We start from the raw sequence: 17,238 nt of genomic DNA, 5'->3' as shown, positions 1-17,238 counted from the left end.
GGAAGCGGGGGCGGAGTAGCCTGACCCCATGCGTACCTTCACCATGCCAGGCACTGAGCTCGCCGTCTCTGATGTGGTGCTCGGGCTGATGCGGATCCAGCACCTGGGCGACCAGCAGCTGCGCGCGCTCGTGAGCGCTGCGGACGATGCCGGCATCACCGTGCTCGACCACGCCGATATCTACGGAGACGGCCTGCACGGCTGTGAGCGTCGTTTCGGCGAGGCAATCAAGTTTTCGTCGTCTGAGCGGGAGCGCTGGGTGATCCAGTCAAAGGCCGGGATCGTGCCGCAGGGCCCCTACTTCGACCATTCCTACGAGCACATCATGGCGACGGTGCACGGCTCGCTCGACGCCCTCGGCACCGATTACCTCGATCTGCTGTTGCTGCACCGCCCGGACGCCCTGGTCGAGCCGGAGGAGGTCGCTCGGGCCTTCGACGAACTCGAAGCCGCAGGCAAGGTGCGCACCTTCGGGGTGTCGAATCACACGCCCCGGCAGATCGAGTTGCTGCGCAGGTATGTGCGTCAGCCGATCGTGGCCAATCAGATGCAGCTCTCGATCACGCACGCGCCGATGGTGGCGCAGGGTCTGGCCGCCAACATGCAGGGCCTGCCGCAGTCGGTGTCGCGCGATGACGGCGTGCTCGACTACTGCCGCCTGCACGACATCACGGTGCAGGCGTGGTCGCCCTTCCAAGCTGGCTTTTTCGATGGCCCCTTCCTCGGGTCCGAGCGGTACCCCGAGCTGAACGCCGTGATCGACCGGATTGCTGCGGATCGCAGGGTGCCGCCGGAGGCGATCGCGGTGGCGTGGATCACCAGGCATCCCGCGCGCATGCAGGTGGTGCTCGGCACGACCTCGCCCGAGCGTGTGGCTGCTGCTGCGCTCGGCTCCGAGGTGCGGCTGACACGCGCCGAGTGGTACGAACTGGTGCGCGCCGCCGGCTACACCGTGCCGTAGACCGCCGCCGTTGAGGTGCTCGCCGCCGCTTCGGGGTTCAGCCGCCGAGCGCGGCGGTGATCCGTTCTGGTGAGAGCGCGGCGTCGATGGCGAGCTGAGCTGCGCCGTAGATCGCGGCGTTGCCCGCCGCGCGCGAAGGGGCGATCGTGAGGTGCTCGGTGGAGAGCGGGATCGAGCGGGCGTAGACCACCTCGCGCACACCGGCGACCAGGTGCTCCGCGGCCTGAGCCATGGTGCCGCCGATCACGATGGTCGACGGGTTCATGAGGCTCACGCAGGCGGTCAGCACCTCGCCGATGTCGCGGCCGGCCTGCCGGATCGCCTGGATCGCGGTGACGTCTCCGCTCTTCGCGAGGGCGACCACCTCGCTCGGGCGGTGGTAGCGCGCCTCGGGCGTGCTGAGCGCGTGCGCGAGCGCGCGGCCAGACGCGACGGCTTCGAGGCAGCCGCGGTTGCCGCAGGGGCACGGGGCGTCGGCGGCGCGGGCCAGTGCGACGTGCCCGATGTCCCCGGCGGCGCCGTTGGCGCCTCGGCGGAGGGTGCCGCCGGAGATGACGCCGGCGCCGATGCCGCTCGCCACCTTCACGAAGATCAAGTCGGTCACTCCGGGCCACGAAGTGCTGAGCTCGCCCAGCGCCATGATGTTGACGTCGTTGTCGACCAGCACGGGGGCGTCGATGCGGGCGCGGATCGCGGAGGGAATGTCGAAGCGGTCCCAACCGGGCATGATGGGCGGGTTGATGGGCCGGCCGGTGGAGAACTCGACGGGGCCGGGCACGCCGATCCCGATGCCGGCCACCTGATCGGGGCCGTATCCGAGGGTCGGCAGCAGCTGCTCGGCGGAGTCCAGGATCCACTCGATCGCCGCTTCGGGACCGTCGGCGATGTCTCTCGGAGAGGAGGCCTCGGCGAGGAGTTCGCCGTCGAGGTCGGTCACCGCGACGCGGGCGTGGAGGGCGCCGAGGTCGGCCGCGAGCACCACGCGGGCTCGCGGGTTGAACGCGATCTGCGCGGAGGGCCGGCCGCCGGTCGAGGCGGCGTCGTGGACGGACGCGATGAGGCCGAGGTCGAGCAGCTGGTCGATACGCTGCGTGACCGTGGGTCGGGAGAGGCCGGTGATCTGCGCGAGCTTCGCACGGGTGCGCGGTTCGCCGTCTCGCAGCAGCTGCAGCAGGCCGCCGGCCGTCGAGATGACGGGAGTGTGAGAAGGAGAGGAGAGAGCCACCCTTTCAGTAAAGCACAGGCGAAAGCTGGTAACAGTTTGGTTACTTATGAAAAAGAATTGACAAAAGTGGGTGAGGTGCCAGCACAATGAGAGCATGTCACCGCAGACAGGCTCCGCGCCGCACCCTCCGAGCATCGGCATGCTCGGAGCGGGATTCATGGCGCGCACCCACACGCTGGCCGCCCGCACGGCCGGCGCCCGGCTCGCCGCGATCGCCTCATCGACGCCCGAGCGTGCGGCGAGTGCCGCGGCCCAGCTCGGCTACGAACAAGCCCTCGCCCCCGACGAACTGCTCGCGGCAGGCCTGCCGTTCGTGCACGTCTGCACCCCCAACCGCAGCCACCTCGGCTACACCCGATCCGCCCTGCGAGCCGGCTCGCACGTGATCTGCGAGAAGCCCCTCGCCACGACCGCCGCCGAAGCCCGCGAACTCGCCGCGGAGGCGCGCGCCGCGGGCCGCATCGGTGCCGTGCCCTTCGTCTACCGCTACCACCCTATGGTGCGCGAGGCGCGCGCCCGCATCGCCACCGGCGAGACCGGTACCGTGCTGACCGTATCCGGCCAGTACCTGCAAGACTGGCTGCTCGACGCGCAAGACGAGAACTGGCGCGTCACCACCGACTCCGGCGGCCCCTCGCGAGCCTTCGCCGACATCGGATCCCACCTCGTCGACCTCGTCGAGTTCGTGAGCGGCGACCGCATCACCCGGCTCGTGGCGACCTCACGCACCGTGCACGCCGAACGCGGCGGGCAGGCCGTCGACACCGAAGACGCGGTCGCACTCACCGTCGAACTCGCGGGCGGCGGCATCGGTTCCCTCCTCGTCTCGCAGGTGGCGCCCGGTCGCAAGAACGGCCTCGTGCTCGAGATCGCAGGCACCCGCGAGAGCGTGCGCTTCGAGCAGGAAGACCCCGAACGGCTGTGGGTGGGGCGTCGCGGCCACTCGCTGCTGCTGCGCCGCGATCCCGACACGCTCTCAGCCGCCGCGGCCCGCCTGGGGCAACTCCCGGCGGGACACCCCCAGGGCTATCAGGACGCGTTCAACGCATTCGTCGCCGATGCCTACGCGCTCGCCACCGGCGACACCCGCGACGGGGTCCCCACCTTCGACGACGGTGCTCGTGCCGCCGTCGTCACCGACGCGGTGCTCGAATCGGTGCGCAGCGGCGGCTGGGCGGAGGTGAGCGAGGCGTGAACGCAACCCGACCCGCCCCAGTGCTCTCAGCCGTCGACGTGCGCAAGCAGTTCTTCGGCGTCGAGGTGCTGCACGGGGTCTCCCTCGACCTCGTGCCGGGGACCGTGCACGGCCTCGTCGGCGAGAACGGCGCCGGCAAGTCGACGCTCATGAAGATCATCGCGGGCGTGCACCGGCGTGACGGCGGCGACGTGCTCCTCGACGGCGAGCGCGTCGACTTCGGGCACCCCGTCGAGGCCGCCAAGGCCGGCGTCGCGACGGTGTTTCAGGAGTTCAACCTGCTCGCCGACCGCACCGTGGCGCAGAACGTCTTCCTCGGCCGTGAACCCCGCCGCTTCGGCGTCGTCGACACCGCTGCAATGCGCCGGGCGACCCGGGAACTGCTCGCCGACCTCGGCATCGCCGGCATCTCGCCCGACGCGGCCGTCGGCGGGCTCACCGTCGCCGAGCAGCAGATCGTCGAGATCGTGAAGGCGCTCTCGATCGACGCCCGGGTCATCTCGATGGACGAGCCCACCGCCGCCCTCGCCGACCACGAAGTGGCGATCCTGTACCGCGTGATCCGCCGTCTGCGCGACCGCGGCGTCGCGATCCTCTACGTCTCGCACCGGCTGAAGGAGATCTTCGACCTCTGCGACACCATCACCGTTATGAAGGACGGGGCGCTCGTGTCGAGCGGCCCGGCCGCCGAACTCGACCAGGCCACCCTCGTGCGGCGCATGGTGGGGCGGCCCATCAGCGCCTACTTCCCGGACCCCGAGCCCGGCACCGAACTCGGCGACGCCCTCGTGTCGGTGCGGGGCGGCGGCAACCCGCAGCTCGAAGGCATCGACCTCGAACTGCGCGCCGGGGAGGTCGTCGGCGTCTCCGGGCTGCAGGGCTCGGGCCGCACCGAGCTCGTCGAGGCGATCTTCGGCGCCGCGCCGTTCACTCGCGGGGAGCTGCGGATCGCGGGCGCCGCGACGACCATTCGCCGTCCGCGCCAGGCGGTGCGGCGGGGCATCGCGCTCGTCACCGAGGATCGTAAGCGCAGCGGACTCGCCCTGCACCAGTCGATCCTCGACAACGCGCTTCTCGCGATCCGCTGCGTCTTCCCCGGCCGCACCCGCGCCAAGCGCGCCGAGGTCCCGGGCATCTTCACCGCGCTCGAACTCGTGAGCCAGGGCCTCGGGCAGGAGGTGCAGGCGCTCTCCGGCGGCAACCAGCAGAAAGTGGTGCTCGCGAAGTGGCTCGCGACCTCGCCCCGCGTGGTGCTGCTCGACGAGCCCACCCGCGGTATCGACGTGGGCGCGAAGATCGCGGTCTACCAGCTCATCCGCGATCTCGCCAAGCGGGGCGTCGCGATCCTCTTCGTGTCGAGCGAACTGCCCGAGGTGATCGGCATGGCCGACCGCATCCTCGTGATGCGCGACGGCCGGATCGCGGGCGAACTGCCCCCGGGATCCGCTGAGGAGACCGTGCTCGCGCTCGCGACGGGCGCCGCACCCGGAACCACCACCGACGGCGGGGGAGAGCAGTGATGGCCGCGCTGAAAGCACGCCTGCAAGGGCTCGACACGACCGTGATCGTCTTCATCGCGCTGATCGCGGTGCTCGCCCTGAGCGCCGTGCTGGTCGCCACCGTCGGCCGCAACCTCTTCAGCCCGGGCAGCATCCGCGACATCCTCACGGGCATGAGCGTGCTCGGCTTCGTCGCGATCGGGCAGACGCTCGTGATCCTCGGCGGCTCCCTCGACCTCTCCGTGCCCTACGTGGTGAGCCTCACCAGCCTCATCGCCGCCCAGACCATGAACGGCCAGCCCGGCATGATCGTGCCCGGCGTGCTGCTCGCGCTCGGGGTCGCCGCGCTGATCGGGCTCGCGAACGGGTTCATCGTCACCTTCCTCAAGGTGCACGGCTTCGTCACCACGCTCGGGGTCGGGCTGATCCTCAAGGGCTATCTCGACACCAATTACAAGGGGACCGCCGGATCGGTGCCGTGGGCCTTCCAGCTCTTCGGCGCGACCGGCATCGGGCCGGTGCCGGTCTCGACGATCGTGATGCTCGCGCTCGCCGGCGCCGTCGCGTTCCTGCTCGCCCGCAGCAGCTTCGGGCACCACCTCTTCGCGGTCGGCGGCAACGCCGAGGTCGCGCGCCTCTCCGGCGTGCGCACGCGGCGGCCCCTCATCTGGGCGCACGTCATCTGCTCGGTGTTCGCGGGGATCGCAGGCCTGCTGCTCGCGAGCCGACTCGGCGTCGGCAGCCCCACCGTGGGCGTGCAGGGCGGTTACGACCTGCTTTCGATCGCCGCGGTCGTGCTGGGCGGCACACTGCTCGCGGGCGGACGCGGCTCGATCTGGGGCACAATCGGCGGCGTCGCCATCTTCGCCGTGATCGACAACCTCATGAGCGTGCTGCAGGTCACCCCGTTCCTGAAGGACGTGGTGCGCGGCGCGGTCATCGTGATCGCCGTGGCCGTGTACTCGCGGCGCCGGCTCGTGGCCCGCCGCGAGCGCTTCACCCGCTCGGGGGCCGACGCCGCGCCTCCCGAGACCATCGACGCGATGACCGAGGGAGGTGCGCGATGAACGCCGCGCAGTCCGCATCCGCGGCCGGGATCACCGGCATCGCCCGCACGCTCGTCAGCCCGCGCGGCGCCGTCTACCTGCTGCTCGTCGTGCTGCTCGTCACCGTCGCCGTGCTCAACCCCGCCTTCGCCGAGCCCGGACAGTTCGTACGCTACATCCAGCGGGTGGCGCCGATCGCGATCGTGGCGATCGGCCAGTACTTCGTGATCGTGAGCGGTGAATTCGACCTCTCGCAGGGGTCGCTCGTCACCACCCAGGTGGTGCTCGCGGGCACCCTCATCGGACAGGACGACTCGAAGGCGCTGCCCGTGCTGCTGCTGCTCGTCGTGCTCGGCACGGTCGTGGGCATCGTGAACGGCCTCGTCACCACGCTGCTCAGAGTGCCGTCGTTCATCGTGACCCTCGGCATGATGCTCGCCCTCTACGGAGGCGTCATGTGGTGGACCGGCGGCGCCGCCACCGGGAACCCCGCCGACTCGTTCCGGCAGGTGGGCCGCGGCGGCATCGAAGGGCTGCCCATCATCGGCATGCTGCCCTGGGCCGTGGTGGTGCTCGCCGCCGTGCTGGCGCTCGCGGCCTGGCTGTCCCGGCGACCGTTCGGGCGCACCCTCATCGCGATCGGCGACAACCCCGCAGCGGGCCTCTTCGCCGGAGCGTCCGTGTGGCGCACGAAGACCATCGCCTTCGTCATCTCGTCGCTCTCCGCCACCGTCGCAGGCGTGCTGCTCGTCGGCTACGCCGGCGTGCACCCATCGGTCGGCCGGGGCTACGAGTTCACCGCCATCACCGCGGTGGTGCTCGGCGGCGTCGTGCTCGGCGGCGGCCGAGGATCCGTGTGGGGCGCCCTCGCCGGCGCCTTCGCCCTCGAGACGCTCTTCACCCTGCTCAACTTCACCTCGGTGCCGTCCACCATGCGCGACGCCATCCAGGGTGCCATCATCATCGCCGCAGTCGCCTACTCGGGCGTCGCGTTCGGCGCTCGCAGGCGCCGCGGCGCCGACGAACCTCCCCGGGTCACGACCGGGCCGGAACCGACGGGGAGCACCCCGTCACCCGATCCCGCGGGCACCGTCGCCGCGCGGGGCGCACACACGAAGGAGAATCGATCATGAAACGATCGCTGAGCATTACGGCGAGCCTCGTCGGCGCGGCATCGCTGATCCTGCTGGCGGGGTGCACCACCGATCCATCGGTGAAGACCCCGGCGGAAGAGACCAGCGAGGAGACCTCGTCGGCCGAGTGGTTCGACCAGGAGCTCTTCGACAAGCAGAACGCCGAGCGCTCGGTCGTGCCCGAAGGGCCCGCCGAGCAGCCGTACCTGCAGACCATCAACGCCGAGATGCGCGATACCGCGGAGTACGCGTCCGAGGGGGCGAAGAAGCTGTGCTTCGCGAACGCCTCGATCTCGAACCCGTGGCGGCAGACCGGCTGGATCACGATGAACGAGCAGCTGAAGGTGCTGCAGGAGTCGGGCGCGTTCTCCGAGATGGAGACGCGTGACGCGAAGGACAGCGACGACACCCAGATCGCCGATATCGACTACTTCATCGCCGAGGGCAACTGCGACGGCTTCATCATCTCGCCGAACTCCACGGCCGCGATGACACCCGCCGTGGAGCGCGCCTGCGCGACCGGCAAGCCCGTCGTGGTCTTCGACCGCGGCGTCCAGACCGACTGCGCCGTCACGTTCATCCACCCGATCGGCGGCTTCGCCTGGGGCATCGACACCGCCGAGTTCCTGATCGACAACCTCGAGAAGGGCGACAAGGTCGTCGCGCTGCGCATCCTGCCCGGCGTCGACGTGCTCGAGCAGCGCTGGGCCGCGGCCGACAAGCTGTTCGACGAGGCCGGCATCGAAGCGGTCGACTACTTCACCGGCGCCGACCCCGCCGAGATCAAGAAGATCATCTCCGACGAGCTCGCGAAGGGCGACGTGCAGGGCATCTGGATGGATGCCGGCGACGGCGCAGTCGCGGCGATCGAAGCCTTCGAGGACGCCGGCAAGCCCTACCCGGTGATGACCGGCGAGGACGAGCTGAGCTTCCTGCGCAAGTGGAAGGACACGGGCCTCACCGGCCTCGCCCCCGTCTACTCCAACTTCCAGTGGCGCACCCCGCTGCTCGCGATGGAGAAGATCTTCGCCGGTGAGCAGGTGCCGACCGAGTGGGTGCTGCCGCAGAGCCCCATTACCGCGGAAGAGCTCGACGACTACCTGAAGCGCAACGAGGGCATGCCCGACGGCCACTACGCGAAGTTCGGCGGCGAGGATCTGCCGGGCTACCCGCAGGTCTGGCAGGATCGGGTCATCCCCTAGGCCATGCGTTAGCCCGCGGGAGCAGGCCTCTCGGAGACTCCGGCAAGGGACCCCCGCGTGTCGCTGACGCGCCACGCGAACCTTGATACGTCTCCGAGAGACCTGCACCCGCTGGACAAAAGGCCGGCATGAGCAGCTCGGGCAAGGAGGAACGATATGCGGCGACAGCTCGGAGTCAACACCTGGGTGTGGGCCTCGCCCCTCGACGATGCTTCCCTCGTTAGCATCGCCCGGGAAGCTCGGGGGATCGGCTATGAACTGCTCGAACTGCCCGTCGAGTCGCCCGGCGACTGGTCGCCGGCGCTCGCCGCCGAGCGACTCGCCGCGCTCGACATGGGCGCGCGGGTGGTCGGCGCGATGGGCGAGGGCCGAGACCTGCTCGACGACGCGCTGCGCGAGGGCACTCAGCACTATCTGCGGCACTGCGTCGATGCGGCGGTCGCGGTCGGATCGCCCACCGTCGCGGGCCCCTTCACCGCCCGCACGGGCCGCGTCTGGCGCATGAGCGCCGGTGAGCGCGCGGTCGCGGTCGAGACGCTGCGCGAAGCGCTGCGGCCCGTCGCCGACTACGCCGCCGAGCGCGGCGTGACGCTCGCCATCGAGCCGCTCAACCGCTACGAGACGAGCCTCGTCAACACGGTCACTCAGGCGCTCGACGCCCTGGAGCCGCTGCTCGGATCGGGCGTCGGGCTCGCCCTCGACGCCTACCACCTCAATATCGAAGAGCGCTCGCCGGCGGCTGCGATCCGCGCCGCCGGATCCCACCTCGCCGTGATGCAAGTCTCCGGCAACGATCGCGGGCCCGCCGGCCCTGACCACACCGACTGGCCCGCGATCCTCGACGCCCTCGACGACGTCGGCTACGCCGGGCCCCTCACGCTCGAGAGCTTCACCGGCGACAACGACACCATCGCCACGGCGGCGTCGATCTGGCGCCCTCTCGCCGAGAGCCAGCACGAGCTCGCCCGCATCACCTTTGATTTCCTCACCGAGCTGCAGCAGCGAAGGAGCCCCCGCAATGACGCATGAGGCATCGCACCCCGTCACCCTGTTCACCGGCCAGTGGGCTGACCTGCCCTTCGAGGAGGTGGCCCGGCTGGCGGCGGAATGGGGCTACGACGGGCTCGAGATCGCCGCCTCCGGCGACCACCTCGACCTGGCCCGCGCCGACGAAGACGACGTCTACCTGCGGTCGCGGCTCGAGATCCTCGACCGTCACGGCCTGCGCGTGTGGGCGATCTCCAACCACCTCGCCGGGCAGGCCGTCTGCGACGACCCCATCGATTTCCGGCATCAGGCGATCGTGCGCCCCTACGTGTGGGGCGACGGCGACCCTGAGGGGGTGCGGCAGCGCGCAGCCGAGGACATGCAGCGCGCCGCCCGCGTCGCCCGCAAGCTCGGCGCGGATGTCGTGACGGGCTTCACCGGGTCGAAGATCTGGCCCTACGTGGCGATGTTCCCGCCCGTGCCGGCCGAGGTCATCGACGAGGGCTACGAGGACTTCGCGCGGCGGTGGAACCCGATCCTCGACGTCTTCGACTCCGAGGGGGTGCGGTACGCGCACGAGGTGCACCCCTCCGAGATCGCCTACGACTACTGGACGACAGTGCGCGCGATCGAAGCGATCGACCACCGGCACGCGTTCGGCATCAACTGGGATCCGAGCCATCTCGTGTGGCAGGGCATCGACCCGATCGGTTTCATCGTCGACTTCGCCGACCGCATCTGCCACGTCGACTGCAAGGACACGCGGCTGCGGCCGCCCACTGGGCGCTCGGGCATCCTCGGGTCCCATCTGCCGTGGGGCGACCCGCGTCGCGGCTGGGACTTCGTCTCCACCGGGCACGGCGACACGCACTGGGAGGACGGGTTCCGGGCACTCGCGTCGATCGGCTACGCCGGCCCGATCTCGATCGAGTGGGAGGACGCGGGTATGGATCGCCTGCACGGCGCCGCCGAAGCTGTCGGGCGCATCCGCTCGCTGCTCTGGAAGCGCCCTGAGGCCGCATTCGACTCGGCCTTCTCCAACCAGTAGCGCTCGCCGAGCGACGCGATCATCGCTCGGCGTCGCACGCCGTCATCTGCTGGCCGGGCCGAGGCCCCGCTGCTAGCGTCGGAGGTGCACCGATCGAAGGAGACCTCGCCATGACCGCACCCGCTCGCACCCGCATCGGCTCGTCCGACATCGAGATCTCCGCGCTCGCGCTCGGCGGCAACGTCTTCGGGTGGACGGCCGACCAGGCGACCTCCTTCGATGTGCTCGACGCGTTTCTTGCGGGCGGCGGCGACTTCATCGATACTGCAGACGGATATTCGCACTGGGCGCCTGGCAACAGTGGCGGCGAGTCCGAGACCATCATCGGGGAGTGGGTCGCGGCCCGCGGTAATCGTGACGCGGTAGTGCTCGCCACCAAAGTGTCGACGCATCCGCAGTTCCAGGGCCTCGCCGCCGAGACCGTGCGCGCCGCCGCCGATGCCTCCTTGCGTCGCCTGCAGACCGACAGCATCGACCTTTACTACGCGCACTTCGATGACGCCGACACCCCACTCGAGCAGACGGTCGAGGCGTTCTCCGCGCTCGTCGACGCCGGCAAGGTGCGTGCGATCGGCGTCTCCAACTACTCGGCCGAGCGGGTGACCGAGTGGTTCCGCATCGCCCGCGAGGGCGGCTACCACCTGCCCGTGGCCCTGCAACCGCACTACAACCTCGTGGAGCGCGAGTTCGAGACGAACGGCCTGCGCGACGCTGCCGAGCGCGAGGGTCTCGCGGTGTTCCCCTATTTCTCGCTCGCGAAGGGCTTCCTCGCCGGAAAGTACCGCGACACCGCTGATGCGGCAGTGCCGGGGGCGAGCCCGCGCGCCGGCGATGCGATCTCCTACCTCGACGATCAGGGGCGGGCCGTGCTCGCGGCGCTCGACGAGGTCGCTGCGGCGCACGATGCGCCGGTGGCGGCGGTGTCGCTCGCGTGGCTGCGCGCCCAGCCTACGGTGGCGGCACCGATTGCGAGCGCGCGCACCACCGAGCAGCTGGCGGCGCTTCTCGCCTCGCTCACACTCGAACTCAGCGATGCGGAGCTGGGTCGGCTCACCGCTGCTGCCGGCGGGGTGGGCTGAGGCCGGTCGGGCGGCGTGGGTGGGAGAATGGTGCGGTGAGTCAGCATTCGGATCCCGATCAGCCCAGCACCCCCGACACCGCGGCGGATCCGCACCCCGAACGCACCACTGCCGGCGTCGGGCCCTGGCCCGGCGGCCGCGATGCGTGGCCTACCGAGGATCATTTCGACCCTGAGCTGCTCGAGCACGGCGACACCCGCAACGTGATCGACCGCTACCGCTACTGGCGCATGTCGGCGATCGTGGCCGATCTCGACGAGCACCGGCACCCGTTCCATGTGGCGATCGAAAATTGGCAGCACGATATGAACATCGGTTCGATCGTGCGCAGCGCCAATGCGTTCGCCGCTGACACCGTGCACATTGTGGGCCGACGCCGTTGGAACAAGCGGGGTGCGATGGTCACGGATCGCTACCAGCACGTGGTGCACCGACCCGACGTGGCGGCGCTCGTCGAGTGGGCGCGCGAGGAGGGGATGCCGATCATCGCGATCGACAATGTGCCCGGCTGCGTGCCGATGGAGACGTTCGACTGGCCCGAGCGCTGCGTGATGCTGTTCGGGCAGGAGGGGCCTGGGCTCACTGCCGAGGCGATCGCCGCGGCCGAGGCTGTCGTGGAGATCACCCAGTACGGTTCGACCCGGTCGATCAACGCGAGCGCTGCGGCCGCGATCGCCATGTACTCCTGGGTGGGCCAGCACTCCTCCCTGCGTCCGCGCTGAGGCCCCGCCTGCCCGCGCCCGCGCACGCCGTGAACTGCGGTGAGCGAGGGTGCGGATCGCGGAGCCTTAGGCCACGTCGCGCCGCCAGCGCAGCAGCCAGCCAGCCACCACGGCCGCCACCGCGTAGGCGAGCAGCACGGCGAACCCGGCCCATATGCCGAGCCCGTTCGCGCCTTGCGGCACTGACGGGTCGAGCGACGACAGATTGTTCATCACGCTGGCACCGACGAACGCATCCGTCGCGGCCCCGGGTAAGAACTTCGCGATCTGCGCGCTCCAATCCCAGAACTGCGCTCCCGTGCGCAGCAGCGGTTCGACGAACTGGGTGAAGACGAGCGCGATCACGATCGCTATGGCCTGGTTGCGCACGAGCACGCCGATCCCGAATCCGATGACGGCCCAGATGCCGAGGGCCGCGAGCACGCGCGCGATCACAGCCCAGGTTTCGCCAGACCCGAGCATCGGGTCGCCGCCCGTTGCGGCAGTCACGGCCGCCCCGGCGCCCACGGCACCGAGGAGACCGGCGGCGCCGAGCAGCACCCCGAAGACGATCAGCACAGCGGTCTTGCTCAGCAACACGAGGCCGCGGCGCGGTTCGAGCGTGAAAGTGAGCCCCAGTGTGCGGTGCCGCAACTCGCCAGTGGCCATGACCGCGCCGAGCAGCAGCGGCACCACGTAGCCGAACGCCGACACGGAGGAATAGACCATATTGGCGGTGTCTTGCGCAGGCAACTGCGGAGCACCGGCCGCTGAGCCCGTGAGCATATCGCCCATCGCGCTGAACATGAACGCGAACATCGAGGCGATGAACGCGGAGTAGGCCGCGATCACGATCGCGAGGATCCACCACAGCTTGGTGGAACGTACCTTGCGCCACTCGGAGGAGAGGCTGCGGATGACGCGCGAGTCGCTCATCGCGCACCTCCTTCCGTGGGTGCGGCCGAGGATGGCGCGTGAGTCGGGGAGCTTGCAGAGGCGGTCGACGCAGGGCCGGCTGCCTGGTTCGCTGATCCGCCATCAATGAGATCGAGGAAGCTCTGCTCAAGCTCGCTCTCCTCGACACTGAGGTGGGAGAGCGCGATGCCGGCCCCCAGGGCGATCTCGCCGACAGTGGCCGGCTCGATGCCGCTCACCCGCATGGTCTCGCCCCGCACCCCGTGCACCTGCGCACCCGCCTGTTGTAGCGCGTGGGCGAGTCCCGGGCGGTCTGCGGCCGAGACGAGCACGGTGCGCTCGCCGTCGCCCTGCTGCAGTTCGGCGAGGGTGCCCGCGAAGGCGAGCTCGCCGCGGCGGATCACCACGACGTCGTCGACGGTTTGTTGCACCTCGCTCAGCAGGTGCGACGACAGCAGCACGGTTTTTCCCTCGCTCGCGAGGTGTCGCAGGAAGAGGCGGATCCAGCGGATCCCCTCGGGGTCGAGGCCGTTGATGGGCTCGTCGAGGAGGAGCACCTGGGGGTCGCCCAGCAGCGCCGCTGCGAGGGCGAGCCGCTGGCGCATGCCGAGGGAGTAGGTGCCAGTTTTGCGGGCGGCGGCGGCTTCGAGGCCGACGAGCGCGAGTGTGTCATCGACGCGCGAGGCCGGCACCCCGATGGCGCGGCGCACGATGTCAAGGTGGGCGCGACCGGTGTGGGCGGGATGGAAGCTGGCGGAAAGGGCGGATCCCACGGTGAGCGCCGGGTGGTCGAGCTCGGTGTAGGGCGTGCCGCCGATGGTGGCCGTGCCGGAATCGGGGTGCAGCAGCCCGAGCACCATGCCGAGGGTGGTGGTCTTGCCCGAGCCGTTCGGGCCGAGGAAGCCGGTGACGCGGCCCGGCTGGGCGGTGAAGCTGAGATCGTGCACTGCCTGCACGCTGCCGAAGCGTTTCGAGAGGTGCGTGACCTCTACGGGTGTGGCCTGCTGGATCATGGATCCCCTCTCGTCACTGGCGCCAATAACTCTATATGAAATAGAACTATTGGCGCCAGTGGAGCGGTGACCGGGCGTGAGTTAGTGCCCGCCGCCGGTGTAGGGGCCGAGCTCGGCGAGGCGCTGCATGTGCTCGGCGAGCGCGAAGCGCGGATCCACCGTGTTGTCCTCGCCCTGCACCAACTGCGCGGCCCACTCGCCGAGCTGGGGCGAGAACTTGAAACCATGCCCCGAGAGGCCCGTGATGGTGACGACACGATCCGTGCGGTCGACCACGGGCAGGCGGTCGGGCGTATAAGCGCAGTGATGCACGCTCTCGCGCACCGGCTCGGGGTTGACGCCGTCGAAGAGCTCGGCGGCGCGCTGCCCGATGCGGATCAGCTCCTCCCGGGTGTGATGCGTCGGCACCTCGGAGACGTCGCGGAACACCGGCCACTCGGGGTTGGTGCACGCCTTGAAGGCGTAGCCGTCGAAGCTCGGTGCGCCGAAAAAGTGCACAGCGCCCGCGTCGCGCAGGAAGGCCGGGAACTTCGCGGGCACGAACGCCTCGGGATCCTTCGGCATGAACCAGGTAAGCCCCAGCACCTGCAGGCGCAGCAGTTCGTGCAGCTGCGGGCGCAGGCGCGTCGACCACGAGCCCGATGCGATCACCACGGTGTCGGCGAGCCAGGCACCCTGCGTGGTGCGCACGACGACGCCGTCGGCGCGCTCCTCGATATCGATCACGGGGGTGTTGAAGAAGAGCCGTGCGCCGTTCTGCTCGGCGAGATCAAGCGCGCTCATCACGGCCACCTCGGGGCGCAGCCCGCCGCCGTGCTCGTCGAGTAGGGCGATATCGTCGTCGTTCACGAGGTGCTGCGGGTATTCGGTGCGCAGCTCCTCGTTCGAGAGGACCCGGTGGGGAATGTCGAACTCGCGCACATTGGCCATGGCGACCTCGAGATCGGGGAAGCCGGCGGGTGCGATCGACAGGCAGCCCACCTCGTAATAGATGTCGCGGCCGGACTCGGCCTCGAGTTCGCGCCACAGTTCGCGCGAGCGCTGGATCATCTTCACATAGGTGCCGCCCTCGTGCACCGCAGTGCGAAACACGCGCGTCTCGCCGGCGTATGAGCCGTGCGAGTGCACCCGGCCGTACTGCTCGATACCCACGACGTCGAGGCCGTCGCGCTTGCTCAGCTGCCAGAGCGCCATCGCGCCGACGGCACCGGCGCCGACGACGACCACATCGGTCTTTTGCAGATCCATTCGATCCTCTTTCATTGTGCCGCCCCGACAGGCGAGGCGTGATGCTGTGCTGGGGTGGGCTCGGTGGGTCAGGCCAGGGCTGGCTTGTCCCAGAGCTTCAGCTTCGTGCCGATGCCGCGCTCGACGGCGTTGCGGTAGACGCGCGTCGCCCAGGCGACGTCTTCGACGGGCATACCGCCCACTGAGTAGATGAAGACCTCGTCGTCACTCGTGCGGCCCGGGGTGTCGCCCTCGATGATCTCGCCGAGGTCTTCGAACTGCTCGGGGGTCATGCGGCCGTCGCGCACGCGATCGACGAGGGCCATGCCCCAGATGCCGACGGTGTCGTGGGCATTGCCCGGAAGCTCGGCACCCCAGGCTTCGTAGATGCTGCGGGCGTCGGCGACGTGGCGGGCGCGCTGCACGAGGCTCTCTTCGAGGGCGAGGTGGGCCGAGCAGAGCACGAGTGCGCCGGGCTTCACCCATTCGTTGGCGACGTAAGGATAGTGCTCGACGCCGGAGGGGCTGGGGATCGCGATGCTCACGATATCGGCGCCCTCGACTGCGCCCTGCAGTGAGTCGACCTGCACGATGGTGGTGATACCGGGGAAGTTCTCGCGCACCCAGGCGATGTAGGCGTCGATGCTGCCCTGGCTGCGACCGAACACCTGCACGGTGTCGATGCCGGGGCGCACGGCGACGAGCGCTTCGAGCGAGGTGCGGTTCATGGGGCCGGGGCCGGCGATGCCGACGACTTTCGCGTCTTCGCGAGCGAGGTAGCGGGCTCCGACGCCGGGGATGGCGCCAGTGCGGTAGGCGCTCAGCAGGTTCGCCGACATGTGGGCGAGGGGTGCTCCGGTGTCTTTGTCGTTGAGCGTGAACATGAGGATCGAGCGGGGCAGGCCGATCTTGCGATTTTCCACGTTGGAGCCGTACCACTTGCAGCCGGCGGTCTGGAAGCTGCCTCCGAGGTAGGCGGGCATCGCCATGAAGCGGCGGTCGGGCCCGTCGAGCGGCATGCCCTCGAAGGGCGATTCCTGGGGGAAGTAGATCTGCGCGCCGTGCAGGTCGTTTTCGACGCCTGCCATGCGGTAGTCGCCGCGCTTGAATTCCACGAGCATTTCGCTCATGGTGTCGACGCAGGCGGCCATGTCGGTGACGCCGGCGGCGATCATGTCGGGTTCGCTCAGGTAGAGGAACTCGATGGTGGTGTCGGGTGCGTTCTGGGTGTCAGGCACGACGGTGTGTCCCTTCGGTCGGTAGCGTCAGCATAGAACTATCCAATTGGATAGTCAAGCGTCGACTTTGGGCGATTCGGGATGTGCCTGGCGGCGCTGAATGGTGCGTTCGAGCACCGATCGACGCTCAGGCACCGGCCTGCGCGCAACCGAGGTGCTCACACGTCGATCGGTGCCGCTGCGCCGGCCGCTGCGCCGGTGCGGCGGTGCGGTTGAGCGGGGCTTAGGCCGTGATGTTCGCTTCGATGAGGGCGCGGATCCGCCGCACTGCAGGCGCAGGATCTTCAGGGGCGACAAGCTGTTTGAACACGATGCCGTCGAGTGCGAACCAGATCAGCTCGGTGAGCTCCGGATCGTCGACCCCGATGCGGTGCAGCTGCCGAGAGATCGCCTCGCGATACGCCTGGAAATGCCGCTCAGCGAGTGGACGCAATTCGGGCCGCCGCCGCGATTCCAGCAGCAGCTCGTACTGGAACGATTGGATGCCGGCCTCGCGATCCGCAAGAGATTCGATACCGTCGGCGAACTCCTGCGCGGTGAGCCCGCTACTCAGCATGTTCGAACCGCGCAGGCTCTCATCGATGGCATACTCCATGGCCTCGGCGATGAGCTGATCCCGCGTGCCGAAATGGTGCCGCACCAGCCCGTGCGACACTCCGGCCTCGGCGGCGACAGCCCGATAGGTCAGCGCGCGCAGCCCGCCCTCGGCAACGACCACGACCGTGGCACGCAACAGCGCCGAGCGCCCGGAGACATCTTTCATGCTCAC

General features: G+C 69.5%; 16 protein-coding genes. 10 read left to right on the top strand and 6 right to left on the bottom strand.

Features of this window, described 5'->3' with window-relative positions:
* The first annotated feature begins 28 nt into the window (after nt 1–28).
* Entirely contained in the window at nt 29–961 is a 933-nt protein-coding gene (locus WFI54_RS08080; protein ID WP_336652283.1) for an aldo/keto reductase, read from the top strand.
* A 37-nt stretch (nt 962–998) separates the two neighbouring features.
* Here the strand turns inward: WFI54_RS08080 and WFI54_RS08075 are convergent, their stop codons facing one another.
* Entirely contained in the window at nt 999–2,186 is a 1,188-nt protein-coding gene (locus WFI54_RS08075; protein WP_024357297.1) for an ROK family transcriptional regulator, read from the bottom strand.
* Nucleotides 2,187–2,280: 94 nt separating this feature from the next.
* Between WFI54_RS08075 and WFI54_RS08070 the strand changes: the two genes are divergently transcribed.
* The 9 genes from WFI54_RS08070 (at nt 2,281) to WFI54_RS08030 (ending at nt 12,097) form a co-directional block, all read left to right on the top strand.
* The gene (locus WFI54_RS08070) at nt 2,281–3,381 is read left to right on the top strand and encodes a Gfo/Idh/MocA family protein (protein ID WP_336652282.1); all 1,101 of its coding nucleotides are present in this window, start codon (nt 2,281–2,283) and stop codon (nt 3,379–3,381) included.
* Nucleotides 3,378–4,901 carry a sugar ABC transporter ATP-binding protein gene (locus WFI54_RS08065; RefSeq protein ID WP_336652281.1) on the top strand — a complete coding sequence of 508 codons (1,524 nt, stop codon included), beginning with the start codon at nt 3,378–3,380 and terminating at the stop codon, nt 4,899–4,901. Before WFI54_RS08070 ends, WFI54_RS08065 begins: the two co-directional genes overlap by 4 nt.
* The gene (locus tag WFI54_RS08060) at nt 4,901–5,947 is read left to right on the top strand and encodes an ABC transporter permease (RefSeq protein ID WP_336652280.1); all 1,047 of its coding nucleotides are present in this window, start codon (nt 4,901–4,903) and stop codon (nt 5,945–5,947) included. The genes WFI54_RS08065 and WFI54_RS08060 overlap by 1 nt, the downstream gene beginning before the upstream one ends.
* Nucleotides 5,944–7,059: an ABC transporter permease gene (locus tag WFI54_RS08055; protein WP_336652279.1), complete on the top strand. Its 1,116-nt coding sequence runs from the start codon at nt 5,944–5,946 to the stop codon at nt 7,057–7,059. Before WFI54_RS08060 ends, WFI54_RS08055 begins: the two co-directional genes overlap by 4 nt.
* A complete protein-coding gene (locus WFI54_RS08050; protein ID WP_336652278.1) occupies nt 7,056–8,261 on the top strand; it encodes a substrate-binding domain-containing protein in 1,206 nt (401 codons plus the stop codon). The genes WFI54_RS08055 and WFI54_RS08050 overlap by 4 nt, the downstream gene beginning before the upstream one ends.
* A gap of 156 nt (nt 8,262–8,417) precedes the next feature.
* On the top strand, nt 8,418–9,290 hold the full coding sequence (locus WFI54_RS08045; protein ID WP_336652277.1) for a sugar phosphate isomerase/epimerase family protein: 873 nt from the start codon (nt 8,418–8,420) through the stop codon (nt 9,288–9,290).
* Nucleotides 9,280–10,296 (top strand): sugar phosphate isomerase/epimerase family protein, encoded by a 1,017-nt coding sequence (locus WFI54_RS08040; RefSeq protein ID WP_336652276.1) that lies wholly within the window; start codon nt 9,280–9,282, stop codon nt 10,294–10,296. Before WFI54_RS08045 ends, WFI54_RS08040 begins: the two co-directional genes overlap by 11 nt.
* A gap of 110 nt (nt 10,297–10,406) precedes the next feature.
* Entirely contained in the window at nt 10,407–11,375 is a 969-nt protein-coding gene (locus WFI54_RS08035; RefSeq protein ID WP_336652275.1) for an aldo/keto reductase, read from the top strand.
* A 35-nt stretch (nt 11,376–11,410) separates the two neighbouring features.
* On the top strand, nt 11,411–12,097 hold the full coding sequence (locus WFI54_RS08030) for a TrmH family RNA methyltransferase (RefSeq protein ID WP_336652274.1): 687 nt from the start codon (nt 11,411–11,413) through the stop codon (nt 12,095–12,097).
* Nucleotides 12,098–12,163: 66 nt separating this feature from the next.
* On the opposite strand, the gene WFI54_RS08025 is transcribed toward WFI54_RS08030, so the two are convergent.
* The 5 genes from WFI54_RS08025 to WFI54_RS08005 all read right to left on the bottom strand — a co-directional run bounded on the left by WFI54_RS08025 (nt 12,164) and on the right by WFI54_RS08005 (nt 17,232).
* Nucleotides 12,164–13,012, bottom strand: coding sequence for an ABC transporter permease (locus WFI54_RS08025; RefSeq protein WP_336652273.1), 849 nt, complete (start codon nt 13,010–13,012; stop codon nt 12,164–12,166).
* Nucleotides 13,009–14,004, bottom strand: coding sequence for an ABC transporter ATP-binding protein (locus WFI54_RS08020; RefSeq protein ID WP_336652272.1), 996 nt, complete (start codon nt 14,002–14,004; stop codon nt 13,009–13,011). Before WFI54_RS08020 ends, WFI54_RS08025 begins: the two co-directional genes overlap by 4 nt.
* A gap of 81 nt (nt 14,005–14,085) precedes the next feature.
* A complete protein-coding gene (gene solA, locus WFI54_RS08015) occupies nt 14,086–15,252 on the bottom strand; it encodes an N-methyl-L-tryptophan oxidase (protein ID WP_336652271.1) in 1,167 nt (388 codons plus the stop codon).
* 68 nt (nt 15,253–15,320) lie between these two features.
* The gene (locus WFI54_RS08010) at nt 15,321–16,469 is read right to left on the bottom strand and encodes a tyramine oxidase subunit B (RefSeq protein WP_336652270.1); all 1,149 of its coding nucleotides are present in this window, start codon (nt 16,467–16,469) and stop codon (nt 15,321–15,323) included.
* Nucleotides 16,470–16,692: 223 nt separating this feature from the next.
* The gene (locus WFI54_RS08005) at nt 16,693–17,232 is read right to left on the bottom strand and encodes a TetR/AcrR family transcriptional regulator (protein WP_336652269.1); all 540 of its coding nucleotides are present in this window, start codon (nt 17,230–17,232) and stop codon (nt 16,693–16,695) included.
* Between the last annotated feature and the right edge of the window lie 6 nt (nt 17,233–17,238).

It is taken from the genome of Leucobacter sp. MMO-125, from assembly GCF_037148395.1.
GTDB lineage: Bacteria > Actinomycetota > Actinomycetes > Actinomycetales > Microbacteriaceae > Leucobacter.
Note: the sequence above shows the minus strand (reverse complement) of the source record. Positions and strands in the feature narration are given on the sequence as shown.